This window comes from Microbispora sp. H13382 (assembly GCF_014161445.1).
GTDB lineage: Bacteria > Actinomycetota > Actinomycetes > Streptosporangiales > Streptosporangiaceae > Microbispora.
On the sequence record NZ_JABBXA010000016.1, the window covers coordinates 50,440 to 65,139 of the forward strand.

At 72.8% G+C, this 14,700-nt stretch carries 15 protein-coding genes; 12 read left to right on the forward strand and 3 right to left on the reverse strand.

Going from position 1 to position 14,700, the window contains the following annotated elements; translation table 11 throughout:
• The 9 genes from HHX41_RS27420 to tsaD all read left to right on the forward strand — a co-directional run bounded on the left by HHX41_RS27420 (position 1) and on the right by tsaD (position 8,128).
• Positions 1-1,503 (forward strand): NAD(P)H-hydrate dehydratase, encoded by a 1,503-nt coding sequence (locus HHX41_RS27420; RefSeq protein ID WP_169985208.1) that lies wholly within the window; start codon positions 1-3, stop codon positions 1,501-1,503.
• Between the two features lie 54 nt (positions 1,504-1,557).
• Complete coding sequence (gene alr / locus HHX41_RS27425) at positions 1,558-2,703, forward strand: alanine racemase (RefSeq protein WP_182908278.1); 1,146 nt, start codon at positions 1,558-1,560, stop codon at positions 2,701-2,703.
• 24 nt (positions 2,704-2,727) lie between these two features.
• A complete protein-coding gene (locus HHX41_RS27430) occupies positions 2,728-3,780 on the forward strand; it encodes an alpha/beta fold hydrolase (protein WP_182908279.1) in 1,053 nt (350 codons plus the stop codon).
• Positions 3,777-4,238 (forward strand): tRNA (adenosine(37)-N6)-threonylcarbamoyltransferase complex ATPase subunit type 1 TsaE, encoded by a 462-nt coding sequence (tsaE, locus tag HHX41_RS27435; protein WP_182908280.1) that lies wholly within the window; start codon positions 3,777-3,779, stop codon positions 4,236-4,238. Before HHX41_RS27430 ends, tsaE begins: the two co-directional genes overlap by 4 nt.
• 224 nt (positions 4,239-4,462) lie before the next feature.
• Positions 4,463-5,104, forward strand: a complete 642-nt coding sequence (locus tag HHX41_RS27440; protein WP_169985214.1) for a hypothetical protein — start codon at positions 4,463-4,465, stop codon at positions 5,102-5,104.
• A gap of 2 nt (positions 5,105-5,106) precedes the next feature.
• Positions 5,107-5,661, forward strand: coding sequence for a class F sortase (locus HHX41_RS27445; protein WP_182908281.1), 555 nt, complete (start codon positions 5,107-5,109; stop codon positions 5,659-5,661).
• Between the two features lie 76 nt (positions 5,662-5,737).
• Positions 5,738-6,460 carry a tRNA (adenosine(37)-N6)-threonylcarbamoyltransferase complex dimerization subunit type 1 TsaB gene (tsaB, locus tag HHX41_RS27450; RefSeq protein ID WP_169985218.1) on the forward strand — a complete coding sequence of 241 codons (723 nt, stop codon included), beginning with the start codon at positions 5,738-5,740 and terminating at the stop codon, positions 6,458-6,460.
• Positions 6,461-6,479: 19 nt separating this feature from the next.
• A complete protein-coding gene (gene rimI, locus HHX41_RS27455) occupies positions 6,480-6,956 on the forward strand; it encodes a ribosomal protein S18-alanine N-acetyltransferase (RefSeq protein WP_396705553.1) in 477 nt (158 codons plus the stop codon).
• A 134-nt stretch (positions 6,957-7,090) separates the two neighbouring features.
• The gene (gene tsaD, locus HHX41_RS27460; RefSeq protein WP_169985220.1) at positions 7,091-8,128 is read left to right on the forward strand and encodes a tRNA (adenosine(37)-N6)-threonylcarbamoyltransferase complex transferase subunit TsaD; all 1,038 of its coding nucleotides are present in this window, start codon (positions 7,091-7,093) and stop codon (positions 8,126-8,128) included.
• Between the two features lie 36 nt (positions 8,129-8,164).
• Here tsaD and HHX41_RS27465 read toward each other — a convergent pair whose 3' ends face one another.
• From HHX41_RS27465 to HHX41_RS27475, 3 genes are all read right to left on the reverse strand, one after another.
• Positions 8,165-9,187 (reverse strand): hypothetical protein, encoded by a 1,023-nt coding sequence (locus HHX41_RS27465; RefSeq protein WP_182908282.1) that lies wholly within the window; start codon positions 9,185-9,187, stop codon positions 8,165-8,167.
• 157 nt (positions 9,188-9,344) lie between these two features.
• A complete protein-coding gene (locus tag HHX41_RS27470) occupies positions 9,345-10,538 on the reverse strand; it encodes a class I SAM-dependent methyltransferase (RefSeq protein WP_310742201.1) in 1,194 nt (397 codons plus the stop codon).
• Between the two features lie 141 nt (positions 10,539-10,679).
• The gene (locus tag HHX41_RS27475; RefSeq protein ID WP_182908283.1) at positions 10,680-11,258 is read right to left on the reverse strand and encodes a MarR family winged helix-turn-helix transcriptional regulator; all 579 of its coding nucleotides are present in this window, start codon (positions 11,256-11,258) and stop codon (positions 10,680-10,682) included.
• Between the two features lie 139 nt (positions 11,259-11,397).
• On the opposite strand from HHX41_RS27475, the gene HHX41_RS27480 reads away from it, so the two are divergent.
• The 3 genes from HHX41_RS27480 (at position 11,398) to groL (ending at position 14,414) form a co-directional block, all read left to right on the forward strand.
• Positions 11,398-12,240 carry an NAD-dependent epimerase/dehydratase family protein gene (locus HHX41_RS27480; RefSeq protein WP_182908284.1) on the forward strand — a complete coding sequence of 281 codons (843 nt, stop codon included), beginning with the start codon at positions 11,398-11,400 and terminating at the stop codon, positions 12,238-12,240.
• A 167-nt stretch (positions 12,241-12,407) separates the two neighbouring features.
• Positions 12,408-12,722 carry a co-chaperone GroES gene (gene groES / locus HHX41_RS27485; RefSeq protein ID WP_111699864.1) on the forward strand — a complete coding sequence of 105 codons (315 nt, stop codon included), beginning with the start codon at positions 12,408-12,410 and terminating at the stop codon, positions 12,720-12,722.
• 66 nt (positions 12,723-12,788) lie between these two features.
• Positions 12,789-14,414, forward strand: coding sequence for a chaperonin GroEL (gene groL / locus HHX41_RS27490; RefSeq protein ID WP_169985228.1), 1,626 nt, complete (start codon positions 12,789-12,791; stop codon positions 14,412-14,414).
• The last annotated feature ends 286 nt before the right edge of the window (positions 14,415-14,700 follow it).

Here is a 14,700-nt window from a genome sequence, read left to right on the forward strand (position 1 = left end):
ATGCGGACCGCCTACACCTCCGAACAGATCCGCGCCGCCGAGCACGCGCTCATGGCGAGGCTCCCCGAGGGGACGCTGATGGACAGGGCCGCCGCCGGACTCGCCGCGGTCTGCGCGCACCTGCTCGCCGGCTCCCGCGGCCGGGTGTACGGCTCCCGCGTGGCGCTGCTCGTCGGCGGCGGCGACAACGGCGGGGACGCCCTGTACGCCGGCGCCCGGCTGGCGCGCAGGGGAGCGCGGGTGGAGGCCGTCCTCGCCGGTTCGCGCGCCCATCAGGGCGGTCTGGCCGCGCTGCGGGAGGCGGGCGGCCGGGCGCACCCGTACGACACCGCGCGGGCGCGCGAGCTGCTCGCCGGCGCCGACCTCGTGATGGACGGCCTCGTCGGCATCGGGGGCGGCGGGGCGCTGCGGGAGCCGTACGGGACGCTCGCGGAGCTGACCGCCGGGGCCGCCGGCCTGGTCGTCGCGGTCGACGTGCCCAGCGGGGTGGACGCGAGCAGCGGACGGGTCGACGGAGCGGCCGTCCGCGCGCACATGACGGTGACGTTCGGCGCGTACAAGGCCGGTCTGCTCGTCGACCCGGGAGCCGCGCACGCGGGCGCGGTCGAGCTGGTGGACATCGGCCTCGGGCCCTTCCTGCCGGATCCCGAGGTGGCCGCGCTGACCGGCGACGACGTGGCCGACATGCTGCCCCGCCCCGGCGCGGAGAGCGACAAGTACCGGCGGGGCGTGGTGGGGATCGCCGCGGGCAGCGACAGGTACACCGGGGCCGCCGTGCTCTCGGTCGGCGGCGCGGTGCGCGCCGGCGCGGGGTTGGTGCGCTTCGCGAGTTCGGCGGAGCCGGTTCGGCTGGTCAGGGCCCGGTGGCCGGAGGCCGTCACGACCGTGCTCGACCCGTCGCTGGTGCTGAAGAGCTCGCTGGACGAGGTCGGGCGCGTGCAGGCGTGGGTGCTCGGCCCCGGCCTCGGGACCGGCCCGGAGGCGCACGCGGTGGCCCGAGCCGTGCTGTCCACCGGCGTGCCGGTGCTGGTGGACGCCGACGGGCTGACGCTCCTCGCCAAGGACCGCACGCTGCTGCGCCGGGCCGCCCCCACCGTGCTCACGCCGCACGCGGGGGAGCTGTCGCGGCTGCTCGGCGTGCCGCGCGAGCGCGTCGAGGCCGGGCGGCTCGAACACGTACGGCGGGCCGCCGCGGAACTGGGCGCGACGGTGCTGCTCAAGGGCTCGACCACGCTCGTCGCCGAGGAACACCGGCCGGTGCGGGTCAACACGACGGGGACGCCCTGGCTGGCCACGGGCGGCACCGGCGACGTCCTGTCGGGCATCGCCGGCGCCCTGCTCGCCGCCGGGATGACGGGCTACGACGCGGCCTCGTGCGCGGCGTACGTCCACGGGCTGGCGGCGCGGATCGCCGCCGGGGGCGGCGCCACGGGAGGCGGGCAGGCGCCGATCGCCGCCCTCGACGTCGCCCAGACGCTCCCCGAGGCCCTTCGTATGCTCTGACGTGCGGCGTCAGGATGGGCGCATCCACCCGGGTCCACCTGACACACTGGGAAAATGAGCTTCTCGACGGTGCACTCCGCCACCCCGGCCGAGGCACGCGTGGACCTGTCCGCCATCCGGCACAACGTCCGGCTGCTCGCCGAGCAGGCCTCCGGCGCCGATCTCATGGCGGTCGTCAAGGCCGACGCGTACGGTCACGGCGCGCTGCCCGTGGCGCAGGCATGCCTGGAGGCGGGCGCGACCCGTCTCGGCACGGCCTTCGTCCGCGAGGCGCTTGCGCTGCGCGAGGCGGGTGTCACCGCGCCGATCCTGTCGTGGCTCATCACGCCGGGAGAGCCGCTGGACGCCGCGTTGCTCGCGGACGTCGAACTGTCCGCCGGCGCGACGTGGGTCGTCGACGACATCGTCGCGGCCGCCCGGCGCACCGGTCGTACGGCCCGGGTGCACCTGAAGGCCGACACCGGCAACTCCCGGGGCGGCGCCACCGTCGCCGACTGGCCGTCGCTGGTCGAGCACGCGCTCGCCGCGCGGGCGACCGGGGCGATCGAGATCGCCGGCCTGTGGTCGCACCTCGCGTGCGCCGACATCCCGGGCCATCCGTCCATCGCGCGCCAGCTCGCGACGTTCGAGGAGGCGGTCGCCGTCGCCGGCAAGGCCGGTGTGCCGGACGACGCGGCCCGCCACATCGCCAACTCCGCCGCCGCCCTCACGCTGCCGCAGGCGAGGTACGACATGGTGCGCCCGGGCATCGCGGTCTACGGTTTGAGCCCGGTCCCCGAGCTCGGCGACTTCGGGCTGCGCCCCGCCATGACGCTGACGGCCCGGCTCGCGCACGTCAAGCGGGTCCCCCCCGGCTCCGGTGTGTCGTACGGGCACCTGTACGTCACCGAGCGGGAGACCACGCTTGGCCTCGTCCCTCTCGGGTATGCGGACGGCATCGCGCGAAACGCGACCAACCAGGCTGAGGTGCTGGCGGCGGGGAGCCGGCGGCGGATCGCCGGCCGGGTGTGCATGGACCAGTTCGTCATCGACCTCGGTGACGATCCGGCGGAATCGGGGGACGAGGTGATCCTTTTCGGACCCGGGGACCACGGTGAGCCGACCTGTCAGGATTGGGCGGATTCCCTGGGCACGATTAACTATGAGATCGTGACGAGGATCGGATCCCGCGTGCCTCGCGTCCACCTGGACGAACGCTGAGCCGCGGCTGCGAGGAGGGCAGGCATGGGCACACGTCGCAAGGTCGGGATCGCCGGAGCGGTCTTCGGCGCGGCGTCGGCGGGGGTGGCCGCGGCCACGCTCGCCAAGAGGTACGCCGTCGGCCGCATCCGCCTGCGGCCGGACCTGGAGGCGAGTGAGCCCTTCGGCGAGCTACGTGGCCGCCCGGTGACGCTCACGACCTCGGACGGCGTGGAAATCCATGCCGAGATCGACGGTGTGGAGGACGCGCCGCTGACGGTCGTGCTGTGCCACGGCTACTGCCTCTCCTCGGACTCCTGGCACTACCAGCGGCGCGACCTGCGCGACTCCTATCGGCTGGTGCTGTGGGACCAGCGCTGCCACGGCCTGTCGGCCCGCGCCCCGGCGAGCGACTGCACCATCGAGCGCCTCGGCGAGGACCTCGCGCTCGTCCTCGACAAGCTCGTCCCCGGGCCGTGCGTGGTCGTGGGCCACTCCATGGGCGGCATGACGATCATGGCGCTGGCGGAGCGGCGGCCCGAGCTGTTCGGGGACAAGATCCGCGGCGTGTCGCTGATCGCGACCTCGGCGGGCAAGCTCGCCGAGCTCACCCTGGGCCTGCCCGCCCTGGTCTCCAAGCTCGTCAACCTCGCGGTGCCGCCCGCCGTGTCGGTCATGCGCAGGAGCGGCGCGCTGGTCGACCGGGGCCGGCAGGCCGGCACCGACCTGTCGTTCCTGGCGCTGCGCCACCTCGGGTTCGGCGATTCCAAGAACGTCAGCCCGACCGTCGTGGACTTCGTCGAGTCGATGATCAGGGCCACCCCCTCCGAGGTGATCGCCGACTTCTATCCGGCGCTGATGTCGCACGACAAGCTCACCGCGCTCGACGTGCTCAACAAGGTGCCCACCGCGATAATCGTCGGGGAGCGCGACTGGCTGACGCCGATTGACCACAGCAGGGCGATGGCGGCGGCCGCGCCGACCGCGCAGCTCACCACCGTGCCGGAGACGTCGCATCTCGTGCAGCTCGAACGGCCCGACGCGGTGAACGAGGCGCTGCGCGAGCTGCTGAAGAGAGCCGAGAGGGGAAACACGTGACCACGGCTGAGTTCCGGGCCGCGACCGCCGAGGAGACGCGGGCACTGGGCGCGCGGCTGGCCGCGCTGCTCGGTCCCGGGGATCTGGTCGTGCTGAGCGGGCCGCTGGGCGCGGGGAAGACGACGCTGGTGCAGGGCGTCGCGGAGGGTCTGAAGGTGCGCGGGCCGATCACGTCCCCGACGTTCGTGATCGCCCGGGTCCACCCGTCCCTGTCCGGCGGGCCCGCGCTCGTGCACGCCGACGCCTACCGTCTGGGTGGCACGCTCGAGGTGGACGACCTCGACCTCGACGCCTCGCTGGCGGAGTCGGTCACCGTGGTCGAGTGGGGCGAGGGCCTGGTCGAGGGCCTGTCGGAGGATCGCCTGGAGATCCACGTCGAGCGGGGCGCCGAGGGCGAGGAGCGCCGCGTACGGGTGACGGGCGTGGGCTCGCGCTGGTCCGAGCTCTCCCTCGCCTGAAACGCCCTCCGCGAGCACGCATAAAGGCCGCAATCTGGGCTCTGACGTGCGGATGAGGACCTGTGGGGACAAGTCGGGCGTCGCCCGTGCACGATCCAGACCGGTCCGCCGCACATCCTTGACGCCTGTCCGCACACCTGTGGATCATCGGACGAAGGAAGATCCTCGGCCATGAGTCGGCAAGGATTTTCTGGGTAAGGGACCCGCGTGGAAGAGGTGTGCCGTTGAGCAGGATCACGCAGGTCGCCGTCGCGGGAGCCTTACTGTTCGGCGCGCTGGGCTGCACGGCGTCGGCCGAGACGGTTTCCGCCGACCCGACGATGACGCTGACCCCGGCCCTGCCGTCGCCGATCGTCTCGGTCAAGCGACAGGACGTGCGGGTGGAGGTCGATCCCAAGCGCGTCGTCGGCGGGTCGACCAAGAGCATCCACATCACCGCCAGGTGCCCGCTGCCCCAGGGTGGCACCGACTACCGGGCGACCGCCCGCTCCGACGCCTTCACCGGGCTCGTGACGCTGGTGGCCCCGGCGCCGCCGTCGGCCACCCCCGGTGCCGCGGCCGTGCCGATGGTGCGCGGCAGCGCGACCATCAGGGCCGGAGCCAAGGCGGGCGGCTACCGCGTGCAGGTGCGTTGCGAGGCCACCAACGACGTCGGCAGCGCGTCGTTCAGGGTCGTCGCGCCGGAGCCGGACCGCACCGAGGACCACACGAGGATTCCCACCCGGGCGCCGCACGCGGGCGGCGGCGGCACGGCGGCCGGGGGCCCCACGGACGACTCAGGCCTGCCGACCGGCGTCACCGTCGTCGTGCTCCTGGCCGTGCTCGGCGTCGGCATCGGCGTGGCCCGCAGGCGCTCCGGAGCCTGACCTTGGCGCTGTCCACCCGGGGGGTGATCATCGCCGGGGTGGTCACCGGGCTCGTGTTCGCCGCGGTCGCCGGCGGCAAGGGGGGGACGGACCGGCCCGCCGCCAGGTCCTCCGTCGTCCCCAAGCGCATCGACATCCCGGCGCTGCGTCTCAAGGCACCCCTGATGAAGCTCGGCCTGTCCGGCGAGGGCGACGTCGAACTGCCGCCGTTCGACAAGCCGTCCACCGCGGGCTGGTACACGGGCAGCGCCGTGCCGGGCGACCCCGGCGCCTCCGTGATCATCGGCCACGTGGACACCAAGACCGCCCCCGCCGTGTTCTACCGGCTGCGCGACCTGCGCGAGGGCGCGGTCGTGAAGGTGGTGCGCAGCGACGGCAAGACCGCCTCCTACCGGGTCGACTCCGTGGAGCGCGTGCCGAAGGACGACTTCCCGGCCGAGCGCGTCTACACCGAGGACGGCCTGCGCCTGATCACCTGCGGCGGCGACTTCGACTGGTCCCGGCACGAGTACCGCGACAACGTCATCGTCTACGCCTCCCTGATCCGCGACGCCTGACATCGGGGCCGGAAGGAGCAGCGGAATGGCCCGGGTGTGGTCGTCCGCCTCCGCACAGCGACTACGCTTGACCTTCGTGCTTGTCTTGGCCTTCGACACCGCCACTCCCGCCGTCACCGCCGCGCTGCACGACGGCGAGCGTGTGGTGGCAGAGACGACGACGATCGACGCGCGGCGGCACGGGGAGCTTCTGGCGCCCGCCGTCGAGCATGTCCTGCGCGAGTCCGGTGTGACGCTCAAGGACGTCACCGCCATCGTCGCGGGGACCGGCCCCGGGCCGTACACCGGTTTGCGGGTCGGCCTGATGACCGCGACCGCGCTGGCCCTGACCGCCGGTGTGCCGGCGTTCGGGGTGTGCACGCTCGACGCCCTCGCCTACGCCGCGCGGGAGAGCGGGCCGTTCCTCGTCGCGACCGACGCGCGCCGCAAGGAAGTCTTCTGGGCGCGGTACGGCGACCCGCGCACGCGGCTCGACGGGCCGCGCGTGGACCGGCCGCACGACCTGCCCGCGGAGCTGCCCGTGATCGGCGCCGGCGGCGCCATGTACGCCGACGTCATCGGCCCCGGCCGGGTGCGCGGTCCCGAGCATCCCTCGGCCGGAGCGCTCGCCGCCCTGGCGGCCGAGCACCTCGCGACGCTGAGCGAGGAGGAGGCGGCGGAGATCGCCCGGGTGCCCGAGGGACGCGTGGACTCGGTCGAGAAGGCGCGGGAGCTGGCCGTGCTCGGCCCGCCGCGGCCCATCTACCTGCGGCGTCCCGACGCGCAGGTGCCCGGGGCGCCGAAGCGGGTGACGGCGTGACCCGCCGCGGGGACACCCCGTGAGACAGGCCGAGGCCGTCCTGCGCCAGATGACCCATGAGGACGTGCCCGCCGTGATGGAGATCGAGCGGACCACGTTCCCCGCGGACGCCTGGAGCGAGGCCATGATGCGCGGCGAGCTGGCCGACCAGCCGCGCACCCGCCACTACGTCGTCGCCGAGGTGGGCGACCGCGTCGTGGGGTACGCGGGGCTGGCGGCGGCGGGCGACCAGGCCGACGTCCAGACGATCGCCGTCCTCGCCGGCCACCGGCGCGCCGGCATCGGGACCGCGCTGATGGACGCGCTGCTCGCCGAGGCCGTACGGCGCGGCATGGCCTCGGTGTTCCTGGAGGTGCGCGCCGACAACCCGCCCGCGCAGGCGATGTACGAGCGGTTCGGCTTCCGGCGCCTGGGCCTGCGACGGCGCTACTACGACGACGGGACCGACGCCATCACGATGGTGAAGGACCTCGGGCCACAACCCGAGAGCAACTGAGCGAGCCGGAGGAGTGCGCCGGTGTCCGGACTGAGGAGCCGTGCGGGAGCGAAGCGACCAAAGCGGTGACGAGGGAAGACAGCGGTTGACGCTCCGATGGGCGAAGCGGGAAACACGAGAGATGAGGGGCGAGCATGAGCGGGCATGACGAGCCGATCGTGCTGGGGATCGAGACGTCCTGCGACGAGACGGGCGTGGGCATCGTCCGGGGGCACACGCTGCTGGCCAACACCATCGCCTCCAGCATGGACGAGCACGCCCGCTTCGGCGGCGTGGTGCCGGAGGTGGCCTCGCGGGCCCATCTCGAGGCGATGACGCCCACGGTCGAGAGCGCGCTGGCCGCCGCGGGGCTGCGGTTCTCCGACATCGACGCGGTCGCGGTCACCGCGGGCCCGGGCCTCGCGGGGGCGCTGCTCGTCGGCGTGGCCGCCGCCAAGGCGTACGCGCTGGGGCTCGGCGTCCCGCTCTACGGGGTCAACCACCTCGCCGCGCACGTCGCCGTGGACCAGCTGGAGCACGGCCCGCTGCCCAAGCCCTCGATCGCGCTGCTGGTCTCGGGCGGGCACTCCTCGCTGCTCCTGGTGCCCGACGTGGCGCAGGACGTGATCTCGCTCGGGTCCACCGTGGACGACGCGGCCGGGGAGGCGTTCGACAAGGTGGCCCGGGTGCTCGGCCTGCCGTTCCCGGGCGGGCCGTACATCGACAGGGCCGCCCGCGAGGGATCGGGCACGGCGGTGGCGTTCCCCCGCGGCAAGTACGACGACGGAACCCTGGACTTCTCCTTCTCCGGCCTGAAGACGGCCGTGGCGCGGTGGGTGGAGGCCCGCGAGGCGGCGGGCGAGCCGGTGCCCGTGGCCGACGTCGCCGCGTCGTTCCAGGAGGCGGTCGTGGACGTGCTCACCCGCAAGGCCCTGCAGGCGTGCGCCCGCTACGACGTGAAGGACCTGCTGATCGGGGGCGGCGTGGCCGCCAACTCCCGGCTGCGGGCGCTGGCCCAGGAGCGTTGCGACGCCGCCGGGGTGCGCCTGCGGGTGCCGCGGCCCGGTCTGTGCACCGACAACGGCGCGATGGTGGCGGCGCTCGGCGCCGACCTGGTGTCGGCGGGCGTCACACCCTCCACCCTGCAGATACCGGCCGACTCGTCGCTCCCGATCACCGTCGTCAACGTCTGATCGCGCAAGCCCGCGGCGCCCCGGGGGAGCCGGTGCTCAGTCGGTGTGGCCGCGGGCGGGACGCAGGAGGACCTCGGCGAGCGCCAGCATGGTCTCCTCCAGCGCGGCGAGACGCCGGGCCACGTCGCCCCTGGCCGGTTCCATGGCGCGGGTGACCGCGTCCGAGACGGTCTCGGCGATCTGCTCACGATCCGGCCTGCCGCGCACCGCCTCGGCGAGGGGCGCCACGGCCCCCGCCGTCAGCGTGAGATCGGCGTTCATGCCCGCGATGGTGGTGCTCATCTCGTCCACGCCGGCGGCGACGTCCCCGACGCCGGCGCTCAGCCCGGCGACCGTCGCGTTCATGCCGTCCACGGCGGCGCCCAGCCCCGCCACGGTGGAGTTCGTGCCGTCCACGGCGGCGCCGAGCGCGGTCACCGTGGCGTCCATGCCCTCGACGGTGTGACCGAGACCGGCCACCGTGCCGCGGAGCTCTCCGATGCCGAGATCGGCGGGCAGGCTCCCGACACGCTCGCCGACCGTCTCGACGCCGCTCCGCACCGCCTCGACCCGGCCGCCGACCGAGTCGAGCCGTTCGACGACCACGGCCTCCAGGCGCTCGGTGCGCTCGGTGAGCGCGGCGATGGCCTTGTCGAGCCGGGTGAAACGCCCGGCGGCGGCCTCCATGCTCCCCTGGAACTTGCCGAGCCGGTGTGCGAAGTCGGTCATGCGGTCGGCGAGGCCCTGGGTCCGCCCGCCGGCCTCGTCCACGTGGTCGCGCAGCAGTTCCACGTGCTGGGCCAGTCCCTCGGCCCAGGCGGGCGGTCTGGCGTTCATGTCGTCGAGCCGCTGGGTGATCGCCTCGAGGGCCGCGCCGAGGCCGCCCAGCTCGCGCTCGCGCACCTCGCGGAGGAGCCACTCCATGCCCTCCAGCCGCTGGCGGATCTCGTCGAGCACGGCGCCCTGCGTCCGCTGCTCGTAGACGTGGTCCTGCGCCGCACGGGCGAGCAGTTCGCGCATCCGGTCGGAGATGGCGGTCTGGCTGCCCGCCTGGAGGAGGTTGTGGCTGGAATGCTCCACCGAGAATGCTCCTTCACTCGCCGAAACGTCGGTTCGGCCCGGTCTCGCGCAGGATGAACGAACAGGCGGCACGCCCGACGGCCAACTTTAGGCCCTGACCCGCGGTCATCAGGGGTGGAATGAGAAAGGCGCCAGTTGCCGGTGAATTACTCCGGTTTCACGCGTCGTCGCTGGTCACGGGCTGGCAAAGCAGGGCGAACGGCCGCTCTCCGATGCGAGTCAGGACAATCACCAGGGAATTGTCGCCGGAAAGCCGCAAATCCTTGCGCAGCCGTTCCACGTCGACGGCGGACCCGCGTTTCTTGATCGTGACCACGCCGACGCGCCGTTCGCGCAACGCCGCTCGCAGCCGTTTGAGCGAGAACGGCATGACGTCCGTCACCTCGTAGCAGGACGTCCACTCCGTGCGTACGAGACGATCGCTCGTGATGTAGGCGATCTGCGGATCGACGAGGCGGCCGGACACGAGGGCGGCGACCTCGGCGACCAGGTGGGCCCGCACCGCGGCGCCGTCGGGCTCGTAGAGGTAGCGGCTCACCGGCCCGGTCTCCGCCTCGGCGCCGGAGGCCGTGAGCGTGGCTCCGGACGGCAGCAGGGTGGCGCGCCGGCCGCCCGTCCCCATCCCGGTCCAGATCGCCGCCTCTTTCACCTCGCCGCGATACGACACCCACTCGGCCTCGGCGCCCTCCGGGATGAACTCGTACGGGATGCCGGGGGCCACCTTCAGACAGGCCGCCGGGGCACGGGCCACCAGGTCGAGCACGACCGGCCAGGTGGGGGAGTACGCCATCGGGTCGAAGGTCCGTCCCCGCGCCCCACGCCTGGCGGGATCGGCGAACAGCAGGCCGTAGCCGCCGGGGTCGGCCAGCGCGGCGTCGCCCGTACGGACATCGGCCAGGGAGGACAGGCCGAGCGCCGCCGCGTTGGCGCGGGCGACCTCCACGGTCAGCGGGTCGAGGTCCACGGCGTCCACGGCGCAGCCCGCCCGCGCCAGTGCGAGGAGATCGCCGCCGATCCCGCAGCAGACGTCGAGCACGGCGGGGCCGCCCGCCGGACCGCCGGTGGCCCGGATCCGGGCGGCGCGGTGTGCGGCGACCTCGGGGCGTGTGGCCTGCTCCAGCCCGTGCGGGGTGAAGTACATGACGGCGGCGTCGGGGCCGAACTTGGCCTCGGCCCGCCGCCGCAGCGACGCCTGGGTGAGCGCCGCCGCCGCCAGGTCGGCCGGATGACCGCGGCGCAGCGCGCTCGCGGCGGCCACCGGATCGGCGCCGCCGGCGAGTATCGTCACGGCCTCGTCCAGGGCCCCGCGCCCGGCGGGCGTGAGCAGCATGCGGAAGGCGTCCAGGTCCACGCCCGCGACGCTACCGCCTGCCCGGCGCGTACGTCGGCCGCGGACGTCGCCCTGTGGACGACCGCCGGAGCGGACGACGGCGGGGGCGGCGCCGGGACGGCCGGAGCCGGCGGAACGGCAAGGCGCGCGGGTCGTGCCCGGTCAGCAGGGGCGGACGTCGCCGAGCGAGGCGAGCAGCTTGCAGAGCAGCCCGGACAGCTGGGACCGGTCCTCGTCGGTGAGGCCGGCCAGCAGCCGCTCCTCGTTGGCCACGTGACCCGCCAGCAGGGCGTCGACCACCGTCCGGCCCTCCTCGGTGAGGGTGATCAGGACCATGCGGCGGTTGGACGGTGAGACCTCCCGGCGCACCAGTTCCTTGGCGACCAGGCGGTCCACCCGGTTGGTGAGCGCCGCCGAACTGACCATCGCGGCGGTGGCGAGGTCGCTCATGCAGAGCCGGTGATCGGGATTGGACCGGAAGAGAGTCGCGAGCACGTCGAACTCCCACGGTTCCAGGTCATGTTCGGAGAAGTACTCCTTGATGCCCTTCTCCAGCAGCCGGGACGCGCGGGAGATCCGCCCGGCCACCCCCATCGCCGTACAGTCCACGTCCGGGCGCACCCGGGCCCACTGGCTGAGGATCTGGTCGACGGCGTCGTTGCCGGTGGCGCCGGTGCACGTGTCTTCGCCGGTGGTGTCTTCGCCGGTGCAGGTGGTGTCGTCCACGAGGGTGTCGTTCATAGCGCGCGCGGCCTGGGTCCTCCGCCGCTCCTCCTCCACCGGCCATCGTAACCGAAGCTTCGACGTTGAAATATGGACGGGGCATGCGCTACCGTCTACGTCGAACAGTAAAGCATCGAAATGTTCGAGGTGGAAGAGAATGAAGGTCCTGCTGCTCGGCGCGACGGGGTACATCGGATCGGTGCTGGCGGAGCGCCTCGCCGAACACGGCCATGAGGTCGTCGCGCTCGTCCGTCCGAAGGCGCGCGACGCCGCCGTACCCGGCGAGGTGCGCCACGGCGACATCCACGAGCCCGAGACGCTCCGCGCGGCGGTGACGCCGGACATCGACGTCGTCGTGCACGCCGCCAACCCCGTCGGAGACGAGGCGGTGGACGTCGCGGCGATCGAGGCGCTGGCCGGCGGCGGCGCGCGGCTCGTCTACACCAGCGGCGTCTGGGTGCTCGGCACCACCACGGAGGCGGCGGGCGAGGACGCGCCGCCGAACCCCATCGCCCTGTCCGGCTACCGGCCGCGGGTGGAGGGGCTGGTGCGGGACGCGGGCGGCGTCGTCGTCAGGCCCGGCATCGTGTACGGCCGGGGCGGCGGCATCCCCGGGCTGCTCGCCTCCCCCGAGGGGGAGGACGGGCGGTACGTCCACGCGGGCGGCCCGGCCCCGACCTGGCCGACCGTCCACGTCGACGACCTGGCGGACCTGCTCGTGCTCGCGATCGAGAAGGCCGGGCCGGGGAGCCTCTTCCACGGTGTCGCCGAGGAGGCGGTGAGCGTCGCCGACGTCGCGGCGGCGGCCGGCCGTACGGGGAAGGCGGTGCCGTGGCCGATCGGCGAGGCGAGCGAGGTGCTCGGCCGTCCGTTCGCCGAGGGCCTGGCCCTGAGCCAGGTGGTGAGCGGCGATCTCGCCAGGAAGGTCCTCGGATGGCAGCCGAGCCGCCCGGGCATCGTCGACGACGTGCGCTCCGGCTCGTACGCCTCCCGCGTCTGACCTGCGATGCCGGTTCGTGTTGACTGTCACGCGCCACTTGCATACTGTTTCGTGTTGGCACTCTGCCATTGAGAGTGCCAACAGCGACGAGACAGGTCTGACACCCGCGACGGCAGGCCGCTGGTCGCCTCTTCAGCTCATTCATCGCAATCTGAAGGGGAGGTCCGATCGTGACGACCGCCACCAAGGTTCCCGTTAAGCCGCTCGGCGACCGCATCGTGGTCCAGCCGCTTGAGGCCGAGCAGACCACCGCCTCCGGCCTGGTCATCCCGGACACCGCCAAGGAGAAGCCGCAGGAGGGCCGCGTCCTCGCTGTGGGTCCGGGCAACTGGGACGAGGACGGCGAGAAGCGCATTCCGCTCGACGTCAAGGAGGGCGACGTCGTCCTCTACAGCAAGTACGGCGGCACCGAGGTCAAGTACGGCGGCGAGGAGTACCTGGTGCTCTCGGCCCGCGACGTGCTCGCCATCATCGAGAAGTAGGCCGCGTCGGCCAGTGGAGCCCCGGGACACGCGCCCGGGGCTCCGCGCGCTCACAAGGAGACCTGAATGCCGAAGATCCTGGAGTTCGAAGAGGACGCGCGGCGCGCTCTCGAGCGTGGTGTCAACGCTCTCGCCGACGCCGTCAAGGTGACGCTCGGCCCCCGTGGCCGCAATGTCGTCATCGACAAGAAGTTCGGTGCCCCGACGATCACGAACGACGGTGTGACCATCGCTCGCGAGGTCGAGCTGGACAAGCCGTACGAGAACCTGGGCGCCCAGCTCGCCAAGGAAGTGGCGACCAAGACCAACGACATCGCGGGTGACGGCACCACCACCGCGACCGTCCTGGCCCAGGCCATGGTCCGCGAGGGCCTGCGCAACGTCGCGGCCGGCGCGCAGCCGCTGGGCCTCAAGCGCGGCATCGACAAGGCCGCCCAGGCCGTCAGCGAGCGGCTGCTCGGCAGCGCCCGCCACGTCGAGGACAAGAAGGAGATCGCCAACGTCGCCACGATCTCCGCGCAGGACGCGAAGATCGGCGGCCTGATCGCCGAGGCGTTCGACAAGGTGGGCAAGGACGGTGTCATCACCGTCGAGGAGTCCAACGCGATGGGCCTGGAGCTGGAGTTCACCGAGGGCCTCCAGTTCGACAAGGGCTACCTGTCGCACTACATGGTGACCGACTCCGAGCGCATGGAGGCGGTCCTCGAGGACCCCTACATCCTCATCACCCAGGGCAAGATCTCCTCCATCGCGGACTTCCTGCCGCTGCTGGAGAAGGTCGCCCAGAGCAAGCGCCAGCTCCTGGTCATCGCCGAGGACGTCGAGGGCGAGGCCCTGGCCGTCCTGGTGACCAACAAGATCCGGGGCACCTTCACCTCGGTGGCCGTCAAGGCCCCCGGCTTCGGCGACCGCCGCAAGGCCATGCTGCAGGACATCGCCATCCTCACCGGTGGCCAGGTCGTCAGCGAGGAGATCGGCCTCAAGCTGGAGCACGTCGGCCTCGAGGTGCTCGGCACGGCCCGCCGCGTCGTGGTCAACAAGGACACCACCACGATCGTGGACGGCGCCGGCGACGCGCAGGCGATCGAGGACCGCGTCCGCGAGATCAAGGTCGCGATCGAGCAGTCCGACTCCGACTGGGACCGCGAGAAGCTCCAGGAGCGTCTCGCGAAGCTGGCGGGTGGCGTGTGCGTGCTGCGCGTCGGCGCCGCGACCGAGGTGGAGCTGAAGGAGAAGAAGCACCGCCTCGAGGACGCGATCTCCGCGACCCGCGCCGCGATCGAGGAGGGCATCGTCTCCGGCGGTGGCTCCGCGCTCGTGCACGTGTCCAAGGAGCTCGACGACCTGGGCCTGACCGGCGACGAGGCCACCGGCGTCTCGATCGTCCGCAAGGCGCTGATCGAGCCCGCCCGCTGGATCGCCGAGAACGCGGGCCTGGAGGGCTACGTCGTCACCACCAAGATCGCCGCGCTGAACGCCGGTGAGGGCCTCAACGCCGCCACCGGTGAGTACGGCGACCTGGTGGCCCAGGGCGTCATCGACCCCGTCAAGGTGACCCGCTCGGCCGTGCAGAACGCCGCGTCCATCGCCGGCATGCTGCTCACCACCGAGGCCCTCGTCGTGGACAAGCCCGAGGAGGAGGCTCCGGCCGCCAACGGCGGTCACGGTCACGGTCACGGTCACGGCCACTGATCGAGGCCGGGCGGCCCTCCCGGCCGCAGGCCCAGTAGCATCCCGCGCCCCGCGCCCGCCCGTAAGGGCGGACCGCGGGGCGCACCGCTTTTCCTGCCTCCTGCCCGTTCCGCCCGCTCGGGACGGCCGCTGGGGCCGAAGCCGGGCCGCGAGCAATGGCAACGACCGGCATACTTCTTTTTCCCTGTCAAGCCGTCAGGCATATATATGTTGTTTTGGGCATTACGGTTGGAATGTTCCAACGGGCGAGTGGTCAAATGATTACGGACCGTTATCGACGCGTCAA